Source organism: Photobacterium ganghwense (genome assembly GCF_003025595.1).
Classification (GTDB): domain Bacteria; phylum Pseudomonadota; class Gammaproteobacteria; order Enterobacterales; family Vibrionaceae; genus Photobacterium; species Photobacterium ganghwense.
Genome location: NZ_PYMI01000004.1, coordinates 584,326 through 605,606 on the forward strand (window position 1 = coordinate 584,326; position 21,281 = coordinate 605,606).

The following is a 21,281-nucleotide window of genomic DNA, read 5'->3' on the forward strand; positions in this document are numbered from 1 at the left end:
TTTTAGAATAAATATGTGCGGGTATTTACGTATTTATCCTTCCAGACTTTGCCTTCATCTCTAATGCTTCTTCCTAACTCTTCATTCCTAATGCTTCATACATCACTTCTTTAATTGATATCCGTTGCAACATGCATCCTTTAAATTGAATGCTTATAAAACAGAAGATAAGGCGCAAATGACAGAAGTTTTATTGGGAATATCACCCCATCAATGATCACAGTCACCGGAGTGATTGATATTTTTCCTGCTTTCACTATTGCTGAATCTGGAACTACGTTCTTTATATTAACGACAATGGGTTTTTCCAACACGTCAAAGGGGAAATCGCCTTCAATCTCATATCGCTTAGCTTCAAAGTTGAAGCCTTTTGACTGATACTTTATTTCGCCTTTATCGTTGGTTTCCAGTACATTTAAATCTATATATCTATTGATAAGTTCTTTATCATAAAAATCTGAATAATGTGGCGTTGGGTAAGTAGAATACGGTTTAATTAAAAGCTTGCCTTTAACCAGACCGCCTTCGACCAGCTTTAAGTCAAAAATTTCAAGATTAATATCAATCTCTCTGCTTGCTTTCGCATAGTCACACAGCAAGTCATCACAATTAATCACATAGCTAAACTGTTCTCCCAGAATGAGCAACATTGACGCTTTCTCATCGACATAGAATCCCTTTATCTTCTCCTGATAGGATGACTGTTCCCATACAGATTCCGTAAGCGACTTAGATTCCAAAAATTCCCTGTGGGAACAACCCGCTATAAGAAATATGAAAACGCATACCATTACTTTACGAAACAATCCCACTTTTATTTTTCCTTTCAAAAACGACTTTTTAGAGTTAAGAGCGAAACAATCAAACCACGCACAATGCACAATGCACAATGCACAATGCACAATGCACAATGTTTCAGCAACAGAATGCCGAAGCAACCGAATGACAAAGAAAACACAAGCAAAACCGGTTACACGTACCAACCCTTTTAGGTAATTTGCTGAACTTGAGCGGCGTAAACCTCATGTCCGTTTATTGAACACATGACCAAACAGTGCTCTTTTGATGCAGAACTCAGCACAACGTCACCGCTAGCATTCCAAATGGTGTTGTTCCCACATGCAGACCAACCGCCTGTCGAAGATATATGATTGCTTAACAGCACCGGAAAACGGTGTTTTGATGCAATGTGGGACAATATTTTGGCATCAGCCTCAAAGCCCGAGTCCGAAATTAACGCACTGGCGATGTAAATGTCGGCACCCAACATTCGAGCGTTTAGTGAATGCGCTGTTGATGAGAAATCGGCACATATGGCAAGCCCAATTCGATGACCTTCGACATTGAAGACATAGTCCTCGGAACCTGACGCACAAAACGTCCCTTCCCCTTCATGCAAATATTGCTTTGAATAAAACTCAATGGTTCCGTCGGGAAAGCAAATAACCGCGCCAATTGTCGGTTTGGCTGAGCTTTTTATGTTAAGAGGACAACCAGCAATCACTACGATATCATTTTCAATTGAAGCTCGGGATAACGCAGAAAAATGCGGTGATTGCGGGCTAAAAGCCAGTTCTTGAGCCAACTCCAGTTCATATCCAGTTAATGATAATTCTGGAAATACGACGACATTCGCGCCGTACAATGAAGACTGCGCAATCATAGTTAGATGGTTGGAAAGATTTTCAACCACATTTCCTTTTACGACCGGAATCTGAGCCAAACTTATCCTGATGCCAGTTTTCAACATTTATCCTTACTTTGTTGCCGTGACCATTCAATGAAAACAGTGCATTCCCCCGTCCACGGGTTCAAGTCTGTTAAAGAGTAAAACAACATAAAAGCCGCCACATTACAGCGGAATGAAATACGAGGTAAAACAACCTCCGTGTATTTGCCTGATTTCCACTTTACTCGCCCGACGTACCAGACTGTCATACTTTGGACGCGTACTTAGCAGGTTCAACACCACTTCTTTGTGTCCCATACTTTTCGCCTTGTCGAGCAACACCCTGAAAACCGAAATACCGGCCCCCCAATAACGCTGCCGCAATACAATGGCGACTTCGTAGTCATCACCGTCTGGCTGGATTCCACACCATCCGGCTAACTGACCGTCAACGTCAATGGCGCGGATATAACAGCCTTTGATGGCATTCATTTCAGCTTTACGGCTTACCCACTCGTAAGCCGTCTGAACCGTAAACAACTCATGTTTGATTAAATGCGCCCTGACCTCACACTCATTCAGCATGGCGACAAGTTCTTTTGGTGGAACATCACACAGATCAATAAATGTCACACATTGCCTCATACTCTGTTAACCACGATTCACCGACGCCAGTAAAGCACCCGCCCCGATAAACCCACCTCCCGTAATACGGTTAAACAACCTCGCCTTACCTGAACCGAATACCCAGGACGATGACTTTGATCCCAGATAGGCATACGTCAGTAACCAAGAAAGTTCTAACGTCACGAAGGTCGCCGCAAAGACCAGATACTGAGTCAGCATCCCCGCAGAAGGATTAATAAATTGTGGAAACAATGCCGTAAAAAACAGGATAGCTTTGGGATTACTGGCACCGACAATAAAGCCACTGACGTAGTGCTGCGTAAATCGAGTTTGGCTGTCACCGCACATCTTGACCGGCTCATAACTGTCCTGGGATGATGTCAGTGCTTTCACTCCCAGATAAACGAGGTAAGCCGCCCCAGTCCATTTCACGATATTGAACACCAGTTCAGATGAAGCAATCACCATCCCCAGCCCGGTAAAAGACAAAGTCATTATGGCTGTGATAGCAGTTAAGCTGCCCAAAGCGGTATATGCCCCCGCTTTCCAGCCCGAGGTCACGCCTTTGGTCATGCATAAAAGAGAACTGGGGCCGGGTGAAGCCGTTAAAACCAACACGGCTAATGCATAAACCATCCATATTTCAAGTGTCATCTGGAAACTCCTTTTCCATAGATAACCCACTAACCTGTGAGATATTCAATAACGTGATACTAAAGCCAATGAACCTCTGTTTACAGCCTTTAGCACTGACTTTTTTCATTTGTTAATTGTTCTCTTAAAAATGTCTTTTGAATAAGTCCTCTTATTCGCTCTTATTCAATAGCTTTTTGTGAATGGCCATCCCTGAATTGCCCGAAAGAACAACTGCTCTCTGATGAGCTGTGCTTCCGCTTCCGGGCTTAATTGCTCATGTTGAATATCATCGGGAATCATCTTCGTAATATCAGTGTGACCTATCCATTCCATTATTCTTGATATTGTGTCACTCATTTCACTGATCCTGAAACCACATGACACGGCCTTGTCGTGAGAGATATTCATGTAAGACGCTTCATTATTACCTCTGGGCCGAAACAGTGGCAGCTCCCTGAACGTTAAGCCTGCGTTCTTGATTATTTGATTGTTTACCCACACACCGTGTTGAATACCCAGCAACTGCGAAAACGCTCGCCAGCTTATTTTATGTCCCGCCAGATTAAATTCACCGAGATACCTGTTTTCACTGACTCGTACAATAAAGCTGGCGACATCGGTAACATCAACCACCTGAAGAAAATCATTGCCATCACCGGGCAACATCACTGGTTGATTCTTGGCACGTAACAACCAGTAGGTCATTCTTCCGGATAGATCGTTAGGACCAACCATCACCTGAGGACGAAGTATGGTATTTCGACCCTCAAATATTTCATTCACAATAGACTCGCAAGCCGCTTTCAACGGGCCATACGTTTCATTGTCGACACATGTGATATTTTCATCGATCGGTGAATATCTTTCACTGCTTTCATTAATCATGCGCTCAGGGGATGGCAAAAATGCACGAACGGCACTGATATAAATGTAATGCCGGACTCTGTCACGCAACCAAGTAGTGCTTTCCCGTACCTGTGGTGCGGTGTAGCCGCACAGATCAATACAGACATCCCAGCAGTCGTCTAACACCTTTAGAGCGTCAATGCCCTTATTCCGATCGCCATAAAAATGCTGCACATGCTTCAGGGTAGCCATGCCAGCAAGGCGATAGCCTGGTGATTCGACGAATAACCCGCGGCTAAAAACGCTCACATTATGGCCCCGAACAAGGCACTGCTGAGCGACTTGCGCACCTAAAAAACCGGTGCCGCCTAACACCAAAATGTTCAATTGACCTCCTTGTCTTGCTGACGTCTCATACCTGAGCCGCTTATGCATCGCACGTAAATAACTTGAATGAGTGGCTCAAATATCTGACTCGATATTCGGTTTTTCCATGAACCAAAGCAGGCCACAAACATAGCTAAGATTTAAGCGCCGCTCACTGATCCCATTTATTTTCTGATAACTCAGGAATTTCACCGAAAAATAGGCTGTTTTCTGAGGAGGATTTTGCATCGATAAAAGCTGTGTCCTCAATAAAAAGCTGTGCCATCGATAAATACCATGTCACCAATGAAAGCCATATCACCAATGAAAGGCATGTCATAATTAAAAGCCATTTTGCACACACTGCATAACCTACAGTGTGTGCTTACGCTTTAAAAATCACTTATCGCCGCAGACCGTCGTTTCTAATTGAACCTCATACTCTTCCAGCAGTTTACCGTACTCTCCGCTTTGGCACATCGCTTTGAGTTTACTGTTGAAAGATTTCATCGCAGATTCGTCTTTAAAACTGGCGGAGAAATTAGTTACAGCGGGAAACAAACTGTGGTGGACAACCTCACCGTCAGACGGTTTAAGGGCTTTAGTGAAATAAGCAAAGATATTTCGATCGATAATCGCTACCTGTTGGCTCTCTTTCCAAAAATGTGCCACCTGCTCCGCCTGATCGGAGAATTCATGGTAATTTTTCCGGTATTCAGACTCTGGTGAAAACAGCTTTTTAAATTCATCACCCAATTCAAGATAGGCGTTTTGCCAGGTCAACACCTGATATTTTTTTAGATCGTCCATGTTGTTTATATCAAGGTTGTCAGATTTTTTACTGATGGCAAAGTTTGCAAACGAGATGAGCGGGTCGGAATAAAACACATCACTGTTATCCGTGTTATCCGTGTTATCCGCAACCACGCCAATAGATACATCCGCCTTTTGCTTTTGCACCGCGTCTTGCAGTTGACTGTACGGCATCTGCACAAACTCAACGACATACCCATCAAGGGCTTTTTTGACGATATCAACTTCCAGCCCAGTCTTTGCACTGTCTGAGACATAAGGTGGCATATCCGTTGCGATAGCCACCGTCAGCTTGTGGTGATCAGCATAAGCATAGGAGGCAGAAAGCATGGCGAGAGCCGTCAGTGAACAGAGCAGAAGTGGTTGATTAGCATGTACCCGTCCGGCTGGTTTTGCTGTTCGAGTTTTCATTGTGAATAACCTCAAAACCTAAAAGGTACTTTCAAGTGTAACAGTTAGCAGTCAGCCTGCTGGATTTTGAGGCACCCTGCCAGCGATATGCCGGCAGGTCATTGATTATACGTCTATCTTGATTTTCTTTTGTACTTTTATTTATTTTTTATTACATGAAAACAGTATTGATATCCGATACGTATATTTTTAAATATACGTATCAATAAGAATCATTATTTTAATTTCACATTACAATTTTTTCTGTTTATATATATTCACACCACAATAAAAAACTGTAAACGAGAATATAGTTATCATGCTTTATTCAATCCATGGATATTTAATCGGAATAATTGGCTAAGTTATTCCTATTTTCATCTTGTTTAATTTGTGATCACCGCTGTGTTATTACAATTTGCAACATAATACTTTAAGTGAATAGGTTGAATGATTTTTTATCTAGCTATTCGGCTTAGAGGAAATTCTTATGCTGCTAACAAAAGAAAGAACCAGAACATTTCAATTCCCTACTGCATTCACCATTTTATTTGCGATCACGCTTTTTGCTATCGGTCTTACCTGGATTGTCCCGGCAGGATCCTATTCCAAACTGTCTTACGATGCTTCACAAAATACTTTGCTGGTAGAGAACCCTCAGGGCGACGTCACTATCGTACCGGCCAATCAGGAGGAACTAAAAAAACGACAAATCAATATCGGTATCGATCAATTCATTAACGGAACAATACGCAAGCCTATCGCTATTCCCGACACTTACGAAAAGCTGGAGCAATCCCCCAAAGGCCTCAGTGACATCGCTATCTCCATGGTGGAAGGGACGGTGGAAGGTGCCGATATTATTGTGTTTATTTTGATTCTCGGGGGCATGATAGGCGTCATCAACAGAACCGGGGCATTTAATGCCGGACTGGTCACCCTGTCAGAGAAAACCAAAGGCAGAGAGTTCCTGTTTGTCGCATTGGTTTGCATCGTCATGGCGCTCGGGGGCACGTCCTGTGGCCTGGAAGAAGAAGCCGTGGCTTTCTACCCCATTCTGGTTCCGATTTTCCTGACCTTAGGGTTTGATTCGATCGTGTGTGTCGGCGCCATTTTTCTGGCTGCCTCTATCGGTACGGCATTTTCAACCATCAACCCATTCAGCGTTGTTATCGCATCCAACGCCGCGGGGATTTCTTTCACCGAAGGGATTGGCGTACGGACGTTCGGCTTAGCCGTGGGTATGACCGTTGTCATTGGCTACTTGTACTGGTATTGCAAGAAAATCAAAGCGGATCCGTCATTTTCTTATACCTATGAAGACCGTGACGCTTTCAGAGAGCGTTTCCTCAAAGGCAAAGATCTCAACGAGAAAGTCCCTTTTACCCTGCGCCGCAAAATTATTTTAACCCTTTTCGCCATCGCCTTCCCGATGATGATTTGGGGCGTGTCAACACAGGGTTGGTGGTTTGGCCAAATGGCGGCTTCTTTCCTGGCGATTGCCATTGTGATCATCTTCATTTCCGGTTTGAGAGAGAAAGAAGCCGTTGAAGCCTTTACCCAGGGCGCTTCAGAACTGGTTGCAGTCTCCCTGATTATCGGGATGGCCCGCGGCGTTAACATCATTCTTGAGCAAGGCATGGTGTCCGATACCATCCTCGCCTGGGCATCTGAGCTGGTTGCGGGTATGCATGGCAGCGTGTTTGCCGTGTCTCAGATGTTTATTTTCTTCCTGCTGGGTCTGGTGGTTCCGTCATCATCCGGGCTGGCGGTACTGTCGATGCCGATCATGGCACCGTTAGCCGATACCGTGATGATTCCGCGTGACATCGTTGTCTCTGCTTATAACTGGGGGCAATATGCCATGTTGTTCCTGGCGCCAACCGGGTTGGTACTGGTGACCCTGCAAATGCTCGATATTCCCTTTAACAAGTGGGTGAAGTTCGTATTGCCTATCGTGATCTTCCTGCTTGGCTTTGGTTCATTGCTGCTTATCGCTCAGGTAATGATGCTGTAAAGCAGACTGCGACTTAGCTGCCAGATGCTTAGAAATAGCAAGCCGCAGGCAGCCCATCAAAAGCACTAAAAAAGCCCACGTTTAATGTGGGCTTTTTGCACGATTCAAAAAAATTGCACCTAAAATAAATGAGTCCCTGTCGACGAGTCCACGCCCCGGGTTATGTATGAGCGCCAGAGCGACCTGAAGGAGAGCAGCATGGCATCTGATCATCAAGCTTCTGAACATCAATCCCCAGAACAACAATCTCCAGAGCAACAAAATCCGGAGTCTCACGCTTCCGCCATTCAAAGTACCGCCCAATCAGCCATTTATTGGTATCACCAGTTGCGTACCACCGACATTCCTTATGTCGGCGGTAAAAATGCCAGCTTGGGCGAAATGATCAGTCAATTAAAAGACGCCGGTATCAGGGTTCCCATTGGCTTTGCCACCAGCGCCCAGCTGTATCGCGATTTCCTGGCACAAAATGGCCTCGATGAGCCCATCTCACGGCTTCTGGCTGATATGGATACGGGGAATGCAACGCTGGCAGAGACAGGGGCTAAAATCAGGATGCTGATCGCCGAGGGCACATTCAGCGACGAGCAACAACATGCCATTACTGAAGCCTATCAGCAGTTGTGCGAGCAATTGGAGATACCCGATGTCAGTGTTGCCGTCCGAAGCTCAGCTACCGCGGAAGATCTGCCTGACGCCAGCTTTGCCGGGCAACAGGAAAGCTATCTCAATATTCGCGGTCAGGCGGACGTTCTGTTGGCCTGTAAACACTGTTTTGCCTCGCTCTATACTGACAGAGCCATTGTCTATCGTCAGGAAAAAGGGTTTGCACACCAGCAAGTGGCACTCTCCGTCGGGGTGCAGCAAATGGTCGAATCCAAAGCTGCCGGGGTGATGTTCAGTTTAGATACCGAAAATGGTTTTCCTGACGTTGTGATGATTAACGGCGCATGGGGACTGGGCGAAACCATTGTACAGGGGAGCGTCACACCGGATCGGTTCATGGTGTACAAACCGCTGCTTGAGGTGGCAGGAAAACGCCCCATTATTGAAAAACAGCTGGGGGATAAGCTGCAGAAAATGGTGTATGCCCCTGAAAGCCATGCGGAACGCCACACTGAAAGCCAAGATAACAACCAAGCAATCAGTAAAGTGACTACTGAAACCTTCAGCAACATCACGGGTGCAACCCAAACACTAGCCACGACAGAACAAGAGCAAAACACGCTCGTGCTCACCGATGATGACGTACTGCAGTTGGCTCGCTGGGCGGTAATCATTGAACGCCATTACGGTTGTCCGATGGATATGGAATGGGCAAAAGGCAACCACGGACTGTATCTGGTTCAGGCCCGCCCCGAAACAGTGGAGTCACAAAAACGCCAGGCCGTGCTGGTGAACTACAGCCTGAAAGAAACATCGACCCTGTTGCTGGAAGGGGCCAGTGTGGGTAGTGCAATCGCCACCGGGAACGCATTTCTTATCACAGATCCGCGTGATGTCGACCAGTTTCCGGACGGAGCCATTCTTGTCACCGAACGCACCGATCCGGACTGGGTGCCCTTAATGCGAAAAGCCGCAGGGATTATTACCGATACCGGCGGCCCCACCAGTCATGCCGCCATTGTCAGCCGCGAGCTCAAAGTACCTGCAATTGTGGGAACGGGATGCGCGACCCAAACGCTGAAAACCGGTCAACCCGTCACACTGAGCTGTGCCGGTGGTGCCGTCGGAAAAGTGTATAACGGCATCCTGCGTTATGACACCCAACAGGTCAATCTGGATGACATCCCCCGTACCAACACCGCCGTCATGATTAACGCGGCAATGCCGGATGGCGTGTTTCGCTGGTGGCAGTTACCGGTTGCCGGCATCGGCCTGACCCGTATCGAGTTCATCATTTCAAGCCAGATCCGTGTTCACCCCATGGCCTTGATCCATCCTGAAAAAGTCACAGACCCAACCATCAGCCAGACAATTGCCCAGCTCACCCATGGTTACCCCCATCAGCCGGATTACTTTATCCATAATCTTGCCATGGGAGTCGGAAAAATCGCGGCCTCACAATACCCGCGCCCGGTCATTGTCAGAATGTCTGATTTTAAATCCAATGAATACCGAGGCCTGCTGGGGGGAGAGTTTTTCGAACTGAACGAAGAAAACCCGATGCTCGGCCTGCGCGGTGCCTCTCGCTATTACCATCCGCTTTACCGTGAAGCGTTCAAGCTCGAATGCCAGGCCATTGTCGAGGCCCGCGAAGTGATGGGCTTTGACAATATCATTGTGATGATTCCGTTTTGCCGAACCACAGGTGAAGCCGACAAAGTGCTGGAAGTCATGGCGGAAGCGGGGCTGAAACGCGGAAAAAATGGCCTGCAGGTGTATGTAATGTGCGAAATCCCTTCGAACGTCATTCTGGCTGACCGTTTCGCCCAGCGTTTCGACGGGTTTTCCATCGGCAGTAACGACCTCACTCAATTGGTCCTGGGCATTGACCGGGATTCCGCTGAGCTGAAACCTCTGTTTGATGCCAGAGACGATGCGGTCAAAGACATGATTGCTCAGGTCATCACCGTCGCGCACCAGTATGGCTGCAAAGTGGGCATCTGTGGGCAGGCACCGTCGGATCATCATGAATTTGCGGAGTTTTTGGTAAACTGCGGCATTGATTCGATTTCCCTGAATCCCGATTCCGTCGCCAGAGGCTGCCAACAAATCGCCTTGGCGGAAAGCAAACGCCAAAACGTCAAACCACCAGAAAATTAAGCCACCACAAACATAATCACGGCAATAAACAAGACAATAGACAGGACAATAGACAGGACAATAGACAACACAATAAACAAAAAGCTGAGTCACAACATGATAGCGGTTATACACATCGGGTCACTTCGTGATAAAACCGCTATCATTGATTACTTGTTAGTTATTAGCTATTCGCTAATAGCTAATAGCTAATAACTGTCAGGCAGGTGCTGCTTCAACTGATCCCAGCGGAATGTAGGGCCATCCGTGCAGACGTACTTATCTTTCAGGTAACAGTGCCCGCAGGTCTGCAGGCCGCAGTGCATGCGACGCTCAATCGACAAATAGATCGCCGATTCCGCAATACCACCGGCAGTCAGCTGTTTAGCTACTGCGAACATCATCGCCTGGGGTCCTGCCAGCAGTACCACATCCGGCGTTTCATCAAACTGACTGAGCACCATCGGCAGAATATCAAGCGGAGTGCCAGCATACTCATTCTCACCGGTATCGATATCGCCGTCCTCAATGGTATTGAACACCTGAACAACCTGCTGCCAGTGTTTACGCTCCGGTGTCAGCATCTTCGCCTGACGGCTTCTGGCACCATACACCACCATCAGTTGGGTGTATTCCTGTTGCGCGATCAACTGATTCACCACGCCGACCAGCGGTGCGAGGCCACAGCCGCCTCCCACAACGAGTACCCTTTTATTTATCACCTCTGCCATCGGCCAGCCCTTGCCATAGGGCCCGCGGGCGCCCAGAATCTGCCCCGCTTCAAGTTGAAACAAGGCGGAGGTGACGCTGCCCATTTTTCTGACCAGCGCACGAAATGTCCCCTGCTGATCCGGAAGCTGAGTAAAAGTAAACGGCGCTTCGCCAACCGCAGGCAGACACAACATAAAAAATTGTCCTGTCTGGGCTTTCATCCAGTCACTTTGCCGCGCCGATACTGGAGATTCAGTTCCTGCTTCTTCAGATTCGGCTATTCCAGAAACCTGAGATTCAGGATTATCAGGCTCTGGATCTAACAGACGAAAAGTGAAATGGCGCGTGTGCTCGCCATCCTCATAGAAATCAAGCAGACGAATAGCCATTGGCGTTAGGTTATGCATCTTTGACGATCCTCTTCATGACCGAGTGAACCCCAATCACTCCCGGACAAGTTTGCTCGCAGCGTCCGCAACCGATACACCCATACCGCCCGAATTCCGGCACAAAATCATGACTGAATTTGTGATACCAGAAGCGTTTTACCCGATCACCCGCCTGTTCCGACGGGTTATGAAAACTGGCTTCGCGCTGAAACCCTTCGTACAGGCAGGAATCCCAGAATCGCACCGTTGAGGATTTCACCCCGTTGGGTTCCCCACCTTCAGTTCCCGTCTCAGGTGAGTTGATGGCGGCTGCCGGCACCATCACCTTTGTCTGGGTTCCGTAACAAGAGCATGTCGGGCACAAGGTCGTACATCCGGAACAGGCAATGCACTGCACCGCCACCTGCTGCCAGAATGCATCAGACGGCAAATCGCGGTTCAGTTTATCAATGCCTTCCAGAATATAGGAATGATCGCCAAACTGATGCTCGCACTGACTCAGGTTATCCCAGCGCTGCTTTTTGTCATCGCTCGAGGCGGGTGTCAGCGTCAGCCCATGCAGGGCAGCGTTCCCCCGCTCAGACACCACAATCAGTAACCATTGGCTGTTTTCAAGCGGGTGCAGAATCAGATCAGCGGTGGTATCCCTGACACCCGGCCCGGCATTCACCAGATAGCAAAACCCCTGCTGGCAAGGTTGCACACAATCTATGCCCACCAGCAATGCCTGTTGCCGTCGAGCCTGATAGTAAGGGTCTTCTTCAAAAAAGATATCCTGATAGTGGATAGCCATCAGGTCGCAGCTTTGCACTCCGAACAACACAAAGGGTTCCGGTTGCGGAATGGTTTCGCGAAAATACTGCCCGTCGAAAACATACAGGGTTTCCTGCTCCGTAAAGAAAAAGCCCTTGGCTGAACTCTGCGGCAGCTTTGACACCAGTTCCCCGTAAGGTGCTTGCACCACATGCTGCCAGCTGGTATCACCGTCGTTGTCGATGACCTGATAAAGTTGGTAGGACTGAGCTAAATGCGCTTGCAGTTCATGAAGTGAGTCGAGCAAATACTGCTGCATATTATGGCTCCTCCAATAACCGATCGATGTCTTTGGGCTCCTGTCCCGGAGGCAGAGGCTCGACCGATACGGCACATGCTTTGAGTTCCGGCATCTTAGTGACAGGATCCTGAGCGGTGTTTGTCAGCTGATTCGATGGCGCTTCCCGAAAGTGGTATGGCATGGCCACCAAGCCAGGTGGTACATCGTCAGTGATCATCGCACGTGTCTCGATATAGCCACGACGCGAGCGCACGCCAACCGGCGAGTAGCGATGTATGAGCAGGTTTCGGGCATCTTGCGGATTGATAAACAAGAGACCGGCCGGGGTTTCCCGTTCCAGAAGTGGCGATTTTCGGGTCATGGATCCGCAGCCGTAGTGAAAATGCAGCCGGTTGGTGGTCAGAATAAGCGGATACTGGTCGTCAGGGGGCTCATCCACCGCAATCTGGTGTACCGGAATCAGTCGGGCTTTGCCAATCGGAAACGTAGTTTGATGCAAAATGGCCGTCCCTTCCGGCGCACTCTGATTGCAGGGCCACTGCAGACCGTGTGCCTGCTGAAGGTGCGAATAGCTCATGCCCTGATAGGACGGAGTCAACGAGGCCATTTCGTCAAACACCGCTTCACTGCAGCTCCAGCTCAGGGCCTGACTCCCCAGTTTTTCCGCCAGCGCTTTCAGCCATTGCCAGTCACCCATCGCAATTCCGGGAGGCGACAAGGCCGGAGCAATATGCTGAACCCGCCGTTCACAGTTGGTAAAAGTCCCCTCTTTTTCGGCAAAAGAGGCAGCCGGTAAAATATAATCGGCCAGTCTGGCGGTTTCGGTCATGGTCAGCTCTGCCACCACCAACAGCTCCATCTTTTTCATGGCGGCCCGGACATGGTTCTGATCCGGATCCGTTACCACCGGATCTTCACCAAAAATGATCAGACCACGAAATGCCCCCGCCAAGGTTGCTTTGGTCATTCCCAGTGATGTCAGACCGGGTTGTAGCGCAATTGGCTGGCCCCAGCCTTGTGCAAATTTACGCTGCGCCGTGGCATCGGTAACTGCCTGATAACCGGGGTATACATTCGGCAGACAGCCCATATCACACGCGCCCTGCACATTATTCTGTCCGCGGAGTGGATTGATCCCGGTGCCGGGGCGGCCAATCTGGCCACAGACCAACGCCAGATTAGACAGGGCAATCACATTCTGGGTCCCGCTGACAAACTGGGTAATGCCCATTCCATACAAAATCATGGCTGTTTTGGCCTGACCATAGAGTTCAGCCACGGCCCTGATCTGCCGGGCACTGACCCCGGTACTGTTTTCCACCGACTCCGGCGTAATGGTTTCCACGCTGGCCGCCAGCCCCTCAAAACCTTCACAGCGCTGATGAATGAAAGAGGTATCACACAGTTTCTGCTCAATAATCACATGCAGCATGGCATTAATGAGTGCGATATTACTGCCGGGTTTCAACTGCAGATGGATATCGGCCACTTTTGCCAACCGGGTTACCCGGGGATCAATCACCACCAGCTTTACTCCGCGCTGCCGGGCATCAAAAATTTGCCCGCCCAGCACACTGTGATTTTCTGTGGGATCGGCACCGATGACAACAATCAACTCCGTCTCGAAGATGTCTTTCGTGCTGTTGGTCATCGCCCCTGAGCCTAAAGTCTGTTTTAATCCGGCCACCGTCGGGCTGTGGCAAATGCGGGCGCAGTGATCGATGTTATTGGTGTTGAGGACGGCGCGGGCAAATTTCTGCGCGGCATAATTGTCTTCATTGGTGGCGCGGGCACTGCTGATGACACCCATGGCATCATTGCCCGATTCCGCCTGAATATCGCGGATCGCTTCGCTGATCTCACTCAGGGCCTGATCCCAGCTGATAGGATAAAAGCGATCCTTTATGCGTTTGAGCGGTTCCGTGATGCGGTTGTCCGGCCGGATAGCATAAGCCGTGCTCCAGCCTTTTTCACACAGTTTTCCGCGGCTGATGGGATGGCTCTGCTGGGGCTCAACCCCAACCAGATTGCCCCGCGCATCCACTTTCAGGTTGATCCCGCAACCGACGCCACAAAAGGGGCAAACGGTTTTCACTATGGAAGTGGCCGTCGTCGCACAAGCCATCGTTGAAGCCGCAGCCTCAGAGACAATCGCTTTAGGTGAAGCCGCTTTAGATGAAACCGCCTTAGAGGAAACCATGGTCGCTCACAATCAATCGGTGGATTCTGACATTGAGTATAGCCACACAGTTCTGAGGGAATTGCCGCCAATACCCGCGTTTACCCTGAAAACATTACGTCTTATCTGACGGTAATACCGGTTTTCTCAGGTAAATCACGTAATAAACCAGCCCCACCAGCACGCTTCCGCCAACCAGATTTCCCAGAATCACCGGAATAAGATTACCGATAAACCCCAGCCAGCCTACAGCGTCAGTAGCCGTTGCTGCCGCCGTACCAGAAAAAGCCTTGATACACATGGCCAGTGGAATGAAAAACATATTCGCGATACTGTGCTCAAACCCGGCAGCAACAAAAGCCGAAATCGGAAAAACAATGGCAACCGCCTTATCCACCACACTTCTGCCAGCCATGGCCATCCAAATCGCCATACAAACCAGAATGTTACACAGCACGCCGCGAAAAAAAGCGGTCCAGAAAGGTAAGCTGCATTTTGCCTGTGCGATTTGCAGATAACGCTCGGCAATCACGCCGTGGTTCAGCTCGGTGTGTCCCGACACATAAACCAGCACGGCCAGCCCTGCCGCCCCAATGAAATTTGAGCAAGCAACCACCAGCCAGTTCCTGAGCAACTCTGTGGTCGTGATTTTGTTATCGGCCCAAGCCATCGCAAGCAGGTTATTACCGGTAAATAACTCCGCACCGGCTACCACCACCAGCAACAGGCCCAGTGAAAACGCCAGCCCGCCGAGCATTTGACTGGTGCCAAACCCCAAATTAGCGTCCGACTTTATCAGCACAAAATACAGCGCCCCTAAGCCGATAAACGCCCCCGCCAGAACCCCCAGCATGACCATCGACAACAGCGGCAGACGCGCTTTAGTCACGCCTATGTTGTCAACCTTTTCAGCAATTTGCTTCGGAGAAAAAGCATCAAAGCCATAAATATCTGCCATCTTTCATTCTCGCTTCAGTCATAAGAAAGCGATTTACTGGTCGCTGTTCAGGTTGACTCTCCAGGTTGCAATGAGCAGCGGATACGCCTTCGCGTACAGAGTGTAGCCTCCCGGCAGGTAATGCCATGTCTTAACAAGAAAGCCGGCTCAATTCTCAACGAAAACATTCCAGATAAATCAATTGGTTGACCTGACCGATTATTTTCTGTCTCACCGAATCCACGTATTCTTGCGGCGAAACACACTATTCTTATACCCAGCAGTGAAAGTGACACCAGCAGCAACACCGATTGCCAGCGTGAGATCAGCATGTCGTGTACAGGGGGAAACTGGAATGGCGGTACCAATCATCAAAAAATCCGCTGATGCGGCCTCTGCCAATTTATCCGACTATTTATCCGACTATCAACGTGACTGCCTCGACACAGATTTCACCCTTGAGCCTGATGACTCAACAGGCGGCAAACCCACGCTGAAACACCTGCCGGATGGCGGGCTGAATATCTGTTTCCAGGCACTGGACAGCCATCTGACTACCCCTGTCGCAGACAAACTGGCACTCCGCTGGATCAGCAAAAATGATGAAATACTGGAATACAGCTATCGTGACCTGTGCCAGCTGACCAGTCGGTTCGCCAGCGTACTGCACCGTTTAGGTTTACCGCCCGGAGCACGTATTTTCAGCCTCTCCGGGCGACGGCCAGAGCTCTATATCGCCGCGCTGGGCACCTTAAAGGCAGGTTGTGTGTTTACCCCCTTGTTTTCCGCCTTTGGCCCCGAGCCTATCCGCTCAAGGATGGAAATCGGCGAAGCGCAGGTCCTGCTGACCACGCACAGCCTTTATCAAAAAAAAGTCAAAGCGTGGTGTCACGAACTGCCCCATCTCCAAGCCATCCTGTTAATTGATGGTGAATCAGAGCCCGACTCAGGCTGCTATCGCCTGTCCGACCTCATGCAACAGGCCGATCCCGCCTTCCCCTGCGTCAGCACGCAGCCGGAAGAGATGGCACTGCTGCATTTCACCAGTGGTACAACCGGCAAGCCCAAAGGGGTGATTCATGTCCATCAGGCGGTAGCCTATCACCAGCTGTCGGCGTACTGGGCGCTGGATCTGAAACCGTCCGATATCTACTGGTGTACAGCCGACCCGGGCTGGGTAACCGGCACCTCCTACGGCATTATCGCGCCGCTCTGCCTGGGGGTGACGATGATCATTGATGAAGCCGAATTTGACGTCGAACGCTGGTACCACATCCTGCAACACCATCAGGTTACAGTGTGGTATACCGCCCCGACCGCCATCCGTATGCTCATGAAAGCCGGGGCGGCGATTTGCCGGAATTACGACTTATCCGCCCTGCGGTTTATCGCCAGCGTGGGCGAACCGCTCAATCCTGAAGCCGTTTTATGGAGCCAGACAACGCTTCCGATCCCGTTCCACGATAACTGGTGGCAGACCGAAACCGGCGGCATCATGATCGCCAATACCGCCAGTCAGGACATCAAACCCGGCTCGATGGGCCGGCCGCTACCCGGCATTGAAGCGGCGATTCTGGGACAGAACGACGATGGTTCCCGGTCCGTCATCACCACGCCGATGGAAGTCGGCGAACTTGCACTGAAGCCGGGCTGGCCCTCCATGTTCCGCGGCTATCTGCATCAGGAAGACAAATACCGCAGCTGTTTCAGTAACGGCTGGTACATGAGCGGCGATCTGGCCATGTGCGATGCAGACGGCTACTTTTGGTTTGTCGGTCGCAAGGATGATCTCATTAAATCCTCAGGCCACTTAATCGGCCCATTTGAGGTTGAAAGCGCCCTGATGGAACACGAAGCGGTCGCCGAAGTCGGGGTCATCGGCAAACCTGATCCTGTCGCAGGTGAAATAGTTAAAGCCTTTGTCACCCTCAAAACCGGGTTTGAACCGGACGAGGGACTGCAAAAAACGTTGCTGGGTTTTGCCCGCAAACGGCTGGGAGCGGCAGTTGCACCAAAAGAAATCGTTTTTCGCCGCAGCCTGCCAAAAACCCGAAGCGGAAAAATCATGCGCCGGTTGCTCAAAGCCCGGGAACTGGGGCTGCCTGAAGGCGATACCTCTACACTGGAGTGCGATGAACAATGACCAGCAGACTCCATATCAACCGAGCCCATTTATTGCAGCAACTTAAGCAAATGCTGCGCATTCGCCGTTTTGAAGAAAAATGTGCCGAGCTTTACGCCCTGGAGAAAATTCGTGGTTTTCTTCACCTTTATATCGGCGAGGAGGCCATTGCTGTCGGCATTATGAGCGCACTCAGCCGCGATGATCAGGTCGTGGCCACCTATCGTGAACACGGGCACGCGCTCGCGCGGGGCGTCAGCATGGGCAGTATTCTGGCTGAAATGTACGGTCGCACCGCCGGATGCAGCCGCGGACGCGGAGGCTCCATGCATCTGTTTGATCGGGCAACCCACTTTTACGGCGGGAACGCCATTGTTGGTGGCGGCCTGCCGTTAGCAACCGGACTGGCCATGGCCAATAAACAAATGCAACGGACAGCGCTGACAGCCTGCTTCTTCGGTGAAGGTGCGGTAGCCGAAGGGGAATTTCATGAAAGTCTTAACCTGGCAGCGTTATGGCAACTGCCGGTACTGTTTATTTGTGAAAACAACCGCTATGCCATGGGAACCGCCCTTGCCCTGTCCGAATCTGAAACCAACATCGCTCAAAAAGCGCGTAGCTATGGTATCGCAGCCGCACAAGTGGATGGCATGAATGTGGTCAATGTAGAGGCAGCCGCCCTTGAAGCCTGCGACTACATTCACAAAGAACAGAAACCCTATTTTCTGGAATGCCAAACGTATCGCTTTCGCGGTCACTCCAGTTTTGACAGCCAGCTCTATCGCGAAAAAGAAGAAATCGCGCTATGGGAAGAAAAAGGGCCGGTGAAGCAACTGGTGCAATGGATGAGAAACAACAGCCACCTGCTGGATAACGAACTGGATGAGCTGGAAAAAGATGTGGAACAAGAAATTCAGGCCGCCGTCCAATTTGCTGAAGCCGGAGCCTGGGAGCCGATAGAAGACTTGGCTCGGGATGTCTATAGCCCACAAAGAAAGTGATGACAGGGCACCAGCAAATGCTCACAGCCCGTACAGAACGTGTTGATGAACGTGCTGACGAACTAGCTGCCGAGTTAAAGACCACAACAGCAGACCGGAATACAGGGGGTAAACCCATGCTCTCAGACACAAATCCAGAGACAAGCTCAGAAACCATGAGCTACCGTGAGGCATTGCGGGCCGGACTGGTCGAAGCACTCACACAGGATCGGCGGGTTTTCCTGATGGGTGAAGATGTCGGGCGCTATGGGGGCTGCTATGCGGTCAGCAAGGGGTTGCTTGCTCAGTTTGGTGCTGACCGCATCATCGATACTCCGCTGTGCGAATCCGGTTTCGTCGGGGTCGGCATTGGCGCGGCTCTCGGCGGGATGCGACCCATTGTCGAAGTCATGACCGTCAATTTCAGCCTGCTGGCGATGGATCAGATCGTCAATACCGCAGCCACCCTACGCCATATGTCAGGTGGTCAGTTTAATGTTCCTCTGGTTATCCGCATGGCTTGCGGTGCCGGCAGACAGCTTGCCGCCCAGCACTCACACAGCTGGGAAAATTTCTACGCCCATATTCCCGGCCTGAAAGTCCTGAGCCCGGCGACGCACGGTGATGCGCGGCATATGTTAGGGCAGGCGCTGGCTGATCCGGACCCAGTGCTGATTTTCGAGCATGTCATGCTGCTCAATGAACCCGGCGCCGTGCCGGATTCGCCGGATGCCCCGATGGAAAAAGCCCTTATTCGACGTCTGGGCTCCGACATCAGCCTCATCAGCTACGGCGGTAACCTGCACAAAGCCTTGACGGCCGCCGAGCAACTGGAACAGGATGGCATTTCAGCCGAAGTGGTGGATCTGCGCTGCCTGCGCCCGCTGGACAAATCAACACTGCTGGAAAGCGTTCGCAAAACGCACCGCGCTGTCATCATTGATGAAGGCTGGAAAACCGGCAGCCTGGCAGGCGAAATCAGTGCCATCATCATGGAGGACGGATTCTGGAGCCTGGATGCCCCGGTCAAAAGAATCTGTAGCGCGGAAGTCCCCATCCCCTATCCTCAGCATCTGGAGCAGGCGGCCCTGCCTCAGGTCGAACAGATTGTTGCCGCCGCCTTAGCGACGATGGATGGCCGCTGATGAGCAGCCAGTCATTTGATATTGTGATGCCTTCACTGGGTGCTGACATGCGAGACGGCACCCTGACGGAATGGATGGTGGCCGAAGGTGACCATGTCAACAAAGGTGACAGCATCGCCGTCATTGAAACCAGTAAAGGCGCTATTGAGATGGAAAGCTACCACAGCGGCACCATCAGCAAAATTCTGGTGCAGCCGGTCATCAGTCTGCCGGTCGGATCCATCCTGGCCAGCATAGAGGCTGACACGATAGAGGCTGACACACTGCCGACCGCCGAACAGGTTATGGCACCGCCCGATATACCTCAATCGGAGACGTCTCAACCGGAAATACCGGAACCGCTTTCACCGCAGGCTTACGTCTCTGAAGCCAGCATCTCTGGGCCCAACGTTTCTGAACCCAGCATCTCCGGGCCTATCATGGCACAACCTGCACCATCAGAGATCAGAATTTTGGCCTCCCCCGCAGCCAGAACACAGGCCCGTCAGCACGATCTGAATTTAGCAAGCATCGTCGGCAGCGGGCCGATGGGTGCCATCTTGCTGCGGGATCTCGACACCGCACATCAAGTGGTATCGGGCTACAACGTCGAACCAACCGCTTCTGCTCAGCAAACTGCCGTGCCTGCTGCGATGGCCACCGCAGCAGGCCCTTCAACCCAGAGTGTTGAAAACACCGCCTCCCGTGACAGCCGCGACAACCGGGATCCGGCCGCGATGCGAGCAGCAATCGCCGCAGCAATGGAAAAATCGAAACGGGAAATTCCCCATTATTACCTAAGCCTGGACGTGGATCTTACCCGCACTCAACAATGGCTAAATGAACAAAACGCCGGGCGTGATCCCGAACACCGTCTCCTATTGCCTGCTTTACTACTCAAAGCCATTGCAACGGTTCTGCCTAACTTCCCATCTTTAAACGGTTATTTTCAAAATGGTGAGTTCAAACCTGAGAAAGCGGTGCACATCGGGACGGTAATCAGCCTGCGTGAAGGTGGGCTTATGGTGCCGGCTATTCATGATGTTAGCCGGCTCTCGGTCGATGACACCATGCTGGCACTGCGCGATATCAGCAACCGGAGCCGTACTGGCCGCCTGCGCAGCTCTGAGTTGACCGACGCCACAATCACCCTGACCAGTATCGGTGAGAGAGGCTCTGACAGTGTGTTTGGTGTGATTTACCCACCGCAAGTCGCGATTCTGGGCGCGGGTCGTTTACGCCAGACGCTCCAGGTCAGAACCGATGACAAGGGTTACAACCAAATCGCTATCTGCGACACCATGACGGTCACGCTCAGTGCCGACCACAGGGTCAGTGACGGCATACAGGGGGCGAAGTTTTTACATGCCCTGTCGCAGCAATTACAAAAACCGGAGCAGCTATGACAACCAACGGCAATAACGACAACATCAGGGACCTGGTCATGCAGGCTATCCAAAACATTGCGCCGGAAATCACCGAAAGCGATATTGATCCTGATGAAGATCTGCGCGAGGAATGCGACCTCGATTCAATGGATTTCCTCAATCTGCTGGATGCCCTGAAACGAAGCTGCGGCGTCAGCATTCCGGAGTCTGACTACCCGCAAATCAGATCGTTCTCCGCTTTGGTGAATTATCTGAACGCGCGCACCTGAATACGATTCTCTGAAAAAT

Annotated in this window: 17 protein-coding genes; 7 read left to right on the top strand and 10 right to left on the bottom strand. The window is 50.6% G+C overall.

What is annotated here, in order from left to right:
• Nucleotides 1–140: 140 nt before the first annotated feature.
• The 6 genes from C9I92_RS16975 to C9I92_RS17000 form a co-directional block, all read right to left on the bottom strand.
• On the bottom strand, nucleotides 141–740 hold the full coding sequence (locus C9I92_RS16975; protein ID WP_169776048.1) for a hypothetical protein: 600 nt from the start codon (nucleotides 738–740) through the stop codon (nucleotides 141–143).
• Nucleotides 741–988: 248 nt separating this feature from the next.
• Complete coding sequence (locus C9I92_RS16980; RefSeq protein ID WP_053061899.1) at nucleotides 989–1,747, bottom strand: carbon-nitrogen hydrolase family protein; 759 nt, start codon at nucleotides 1,745–1,747, stop codon at nucleotides 989–991.
• A 105-nt stretch (nucleotides 1,748–1,852) separates the two neighbouring features.
• The gene (locus C9I92_RS16985) at nucleotides 1,853–2,302 is read right to left on the bottom strand and encodes a GNAT family N-acetyltransferase (protein ID WP_053061890.1); all 450 of its coding nucleotides are present in this window, start codon (nucleotides 2,300–2,302) and stop codon (nucleotides 1,853–1,855) included.
• 18 nt (nucleotides 2,303–2,320) lie between these two features.
• On the bottom strand, nucleotides 2,321–2,950 hold the full coding sequence (locus C9I92_RS16990; RefSeq protein ID WP_047886163.1) for a LysE family translocator: 630 nt from the start codon (nucleotides 2,948–2,950) through the stop codon (nucleotides 2,321–2,323).
• Between the two features lie 165 nt (nucleotides 2,951–3,115).
• The gene (locus tag C9I92_RS16995) at nucleotides 3,116–4,165 is read right to left on the bottom strand and encodes an NAD-dependent epimerase/dehydratase family protein (RefSeq protein ID WP_053061891.1); all 1,050 of its coding nucleotides are present in this window, start codon (nucleotides 4,163–4,165) and stop codon (nucleotides 3,116–3,118) included.
• Between the two features lie 378 nt (nucleotides 4,166–4,543).
• Nucleotides 4,544–5,368, bottom strand: a complete 825-nt coding sequence (locus C9I92_RS17000) for a substrate-binding periplasmic protein (RefSeq protein WP_084712626.1) — start codon at nucleotides 5,366–5,368, stop codon at nucleotides 4,544–4,546.
• Between the two features lie 469 nt (nucleotides 5,369–5,837).
• Here C9I92_RS17000 and C9I92_RS17005 point away from each other — a divergent pair, with 469 nt between their 5' ends.
• Together C9I92_RS17005 and ppsA are read left to right on the top strand one after the other, a co-directional pair.
• A complete protein-coding gene (locus C9I92_RS17005) occupies nucleotides 5,838–7,364 on the top strand; it encodes a YfcC family protein (protein WP_047886164.1) in 1,527 nt (508 codons plus the stop codon).
• A gap of 198 nt (nucleotides 7,365–7,562) precedes the next feature.
• Complete coding sequence (gene ppsA, locus C9I92_RS17010; RefSeq protein ID WP_084712627.1) at nucleotides 7,563–10,130, top strand: phosphoenolpyruvate synthase; 2,568 nt, start codon at nucleotides 7,563–7,565, stop codon at nucleotides 10,128–10,130.
• Between the two features lie 188 nt (nucleotides 10,131–10,318).
• Here ppsA and C9I92_RS17015 read toward each other — a convergent pair whose 3' ends face one another.
• From C9I92_RS17015 to C9I92_RS17030, 4 genes are all read right to left on the bottom strand, one after another.
• Nucleotides 10,319–11,227, bottom strand: a complete 909-nt coding sequence (locus C9I92_RS17015; RefSeq protein WP_047886165.1) for an iron-sulfur cluster-binding protein — start codon at nucleotides 11,225–11,227, stop codon at nucleotides 10,319–10,321.
• The gene (locus tag C9I92_RS17020) at nucleotides 11,220–12,281 is read right to left on the bottom strand and encodes a 4Fe-4S dicluster domain-containing protein (protein ID WP_047886166.1); all 1,062 of its coding nucleotides are present in this window, start codon (nucleotides 12,279–12,281) and stop codon (nucleotides 11,220–11,222) included. The genes C9I92_RS17015 and C9I92_RS17020 overlap by 8 nt, the downstream gene beginning before the upstream one ends.
• A gap of 1 nt (nucleotide 12,282) precedes the next feature.
• The gene (gene fdhF / locus C9I92_RS17025) at nucleotides 12,283–14,463 is read right to left on the bottom strand and encodes a formate dehydrogenase subunit alpha (protein WP_207103805.1); all 2,181 of its coding nucleotides are present in this window, start codon (nucleotides 14,461–14,463) and stop codon (nucleotides 12,283–12,285) included.
• Nucleotides 14,464–14,557: 94 nt separating this feature from the next.
• The gene (locus C9I92_RS17030) at nucleotides 14,558–15,400 is read right to left on the bottom strand and encodes a formate/nitrite transporter family protein (protein ID WP_047886167.1); all 843 of its coding nucleotides are present in this window, start codon (nucleotides 15,398–15,400) and stop codon (nucleotides 14,558–14,560) included.
• Between the two features lie 334 nt (nucleotides 15,401–15,734).
• On the opposite strand from C9I92_RS17030, the gene acsA reads away from it, so the two are divergent.
• The 5 genes from acsA to C9I92_RS17055 all read left to right on the top strand — a co-directional run bounded on the left by acsA (nucleotide 15,735) and on the right by C9I92_RS17055 (nucleotide 21,262).
• Nucleotides 15,735–17,522: an acetate--CoA ligase gene (gene acsA, locus C9I92_RS17035; RefSeq protein WP_047886168.1), complete on the top strand. Its 1,788-nt coding sequence runs from the start codon at nucleotides 15,735–15,737 to the stop codon at nucleotides 17,520–17,522.
• Entirely contained in the window at nucleotides 17,519–18,502 is a 984-nt protein-coding gene (gene pdhA / locus C9I92_RS17040) for a pyruvate dehydrogenase (acetyl-transferring) E1 component subunit alpha (RefSeq protein ID WP_047886169.1), read from the top strand. Before acsA ends, pdhA begins: the two co-directional genes overlap by 4 nt.
• 116 nt (nucleotides 18,503–18,618) lie before the next feature.
• Complete coding sequence (locus C9I92_RS17045; RefSeq protein ID WP_047886396.1) at nucleotides 18,619–19,626, top strand: alpha-ketoacid dehydrogenase subunit beta; 1,008 nt, start codon at nucleotides 18,619–18,621, stop codon at nucleotides 19,624–19,626.
• Nucleotides 19,626–21,011: a dihydrolipoamide acetyltransferase family protein gene (locus C9I92_RS17050; RefSeq protein ID WP_047886170.1), complete on the top strand. Its 1,386-nt coding sequence runs from the start codon at nucleotides 19,626–19,628 to the stop codon at nucleotides 21,009–21,011. Before C9I92_RS17045 ends, C9I92_RS17050 begins: the two co-directional genes overlap by 1 nt.
• Nucleotides 21,008–21,262, top strand: a complete 255-nt coding sequence (locus C9I92_RS17055; protein WP_047886171.1) for an acyl carrier protein — start codon at nucleotides 21,008–21,010, stop codon at nucleotides 21,260–21,262. Before C9I92_RS17050 ends, C9I92_RS17055 begins: the two co-directional genes overlap by 4 nt.
• Nucleotides 21,263–21,281: the final 19 nt, after the last annotated feature.

Bases quoted from the DNA above. Each gene is read 5' to 3' on its own strand.
- C9I92_RS16990 (WP_047886163.1), bottom strand. From the start codon at position 2,950: ATGACACTTGAAATATGGATGGTTTATGCATTAGCCGTGTTGGTTTTA.
- C9I92_RS17000 (WP_084712626.1), bottom strand. From the start codon at position 5,368: ATGAAAACTCGAACAGCAAAACCAGCCGGACGGGTACATGCTAATCAA.
- C9I92_RS17005 (WP_047886164.1), top strand. From the start codon at position 5,838: ATGCTGCTAACAAAAGAAAGAACCAGAACATTTCAATTCCCTACTGCA.
- ppsA (WP_084712627.1), top strand. From the start codon at position 7,563: ATGGCATCTGATCATCAAGCTTCTGAACATCAATCCCCAGAACAACAA.
- C9I92_RS17015 (WP_047886165.1), bottom strand. From the start codon at position 11,227: ATGCATAACCTAACGCCAATGGCTATTCGTCTGCTTGATTTCTATGAG.
- C9I92_RS17020 (WP_047886166.1), bottom strand. From the start codon at position 12,281: ATGCAGCAGTATTTGCTCGACTCACTTCATGAACTGCAAGCGCATTTA.
- fdhF (WP_207103805.1), bottom strand. From the start codon at position 14,463: ATGGTTTCCTCTAAGGCGGTTTCATCTAAAGCGGCTTCACCTAAAGCG.
- C9I92_RS17030 (WP_047886167.1), bottom strand. From the start codon at position 15,400: ATGGCAGATATTTATGGCTTTGATGCTTTTTCTCCGAAGCAAATTGCT.
- acsA (WP_047886168.1), top strand. From the start codon at position 15,735: ATGGCGGTACCAATCATCAAAAAATCCGCTGATGCGGCCTCTGCCAAT.
- pdhA (WP_047886169.1), top strand. From the start codon at position 17,519: ATGACCAGCAGACTCCATATCAACCGAGCCCATTTATTGCAGCAACTT.
- C9I92_RS17045 (WP_047886396.1), top strand. From the start codon at position 18,619: ATGCTCTCAGACACAAATCCAGAGACAAGCTCAGAAACCATGAGCTAC.
- C9I92_RS17050 (WP_047886170.1), top strand. From the start codon at position 19,626: ATGAGCAGCCAGTCATTTGATATTGTGATGCCTTCACTGGGTGCTGAC.
- C9I92_RS17055 (WP_047886171.1), top strand. From the start codon at position 21,008: ATGACAACCAACGGCAATAACGACAACATCAGGGACCTGGTCATGCAG.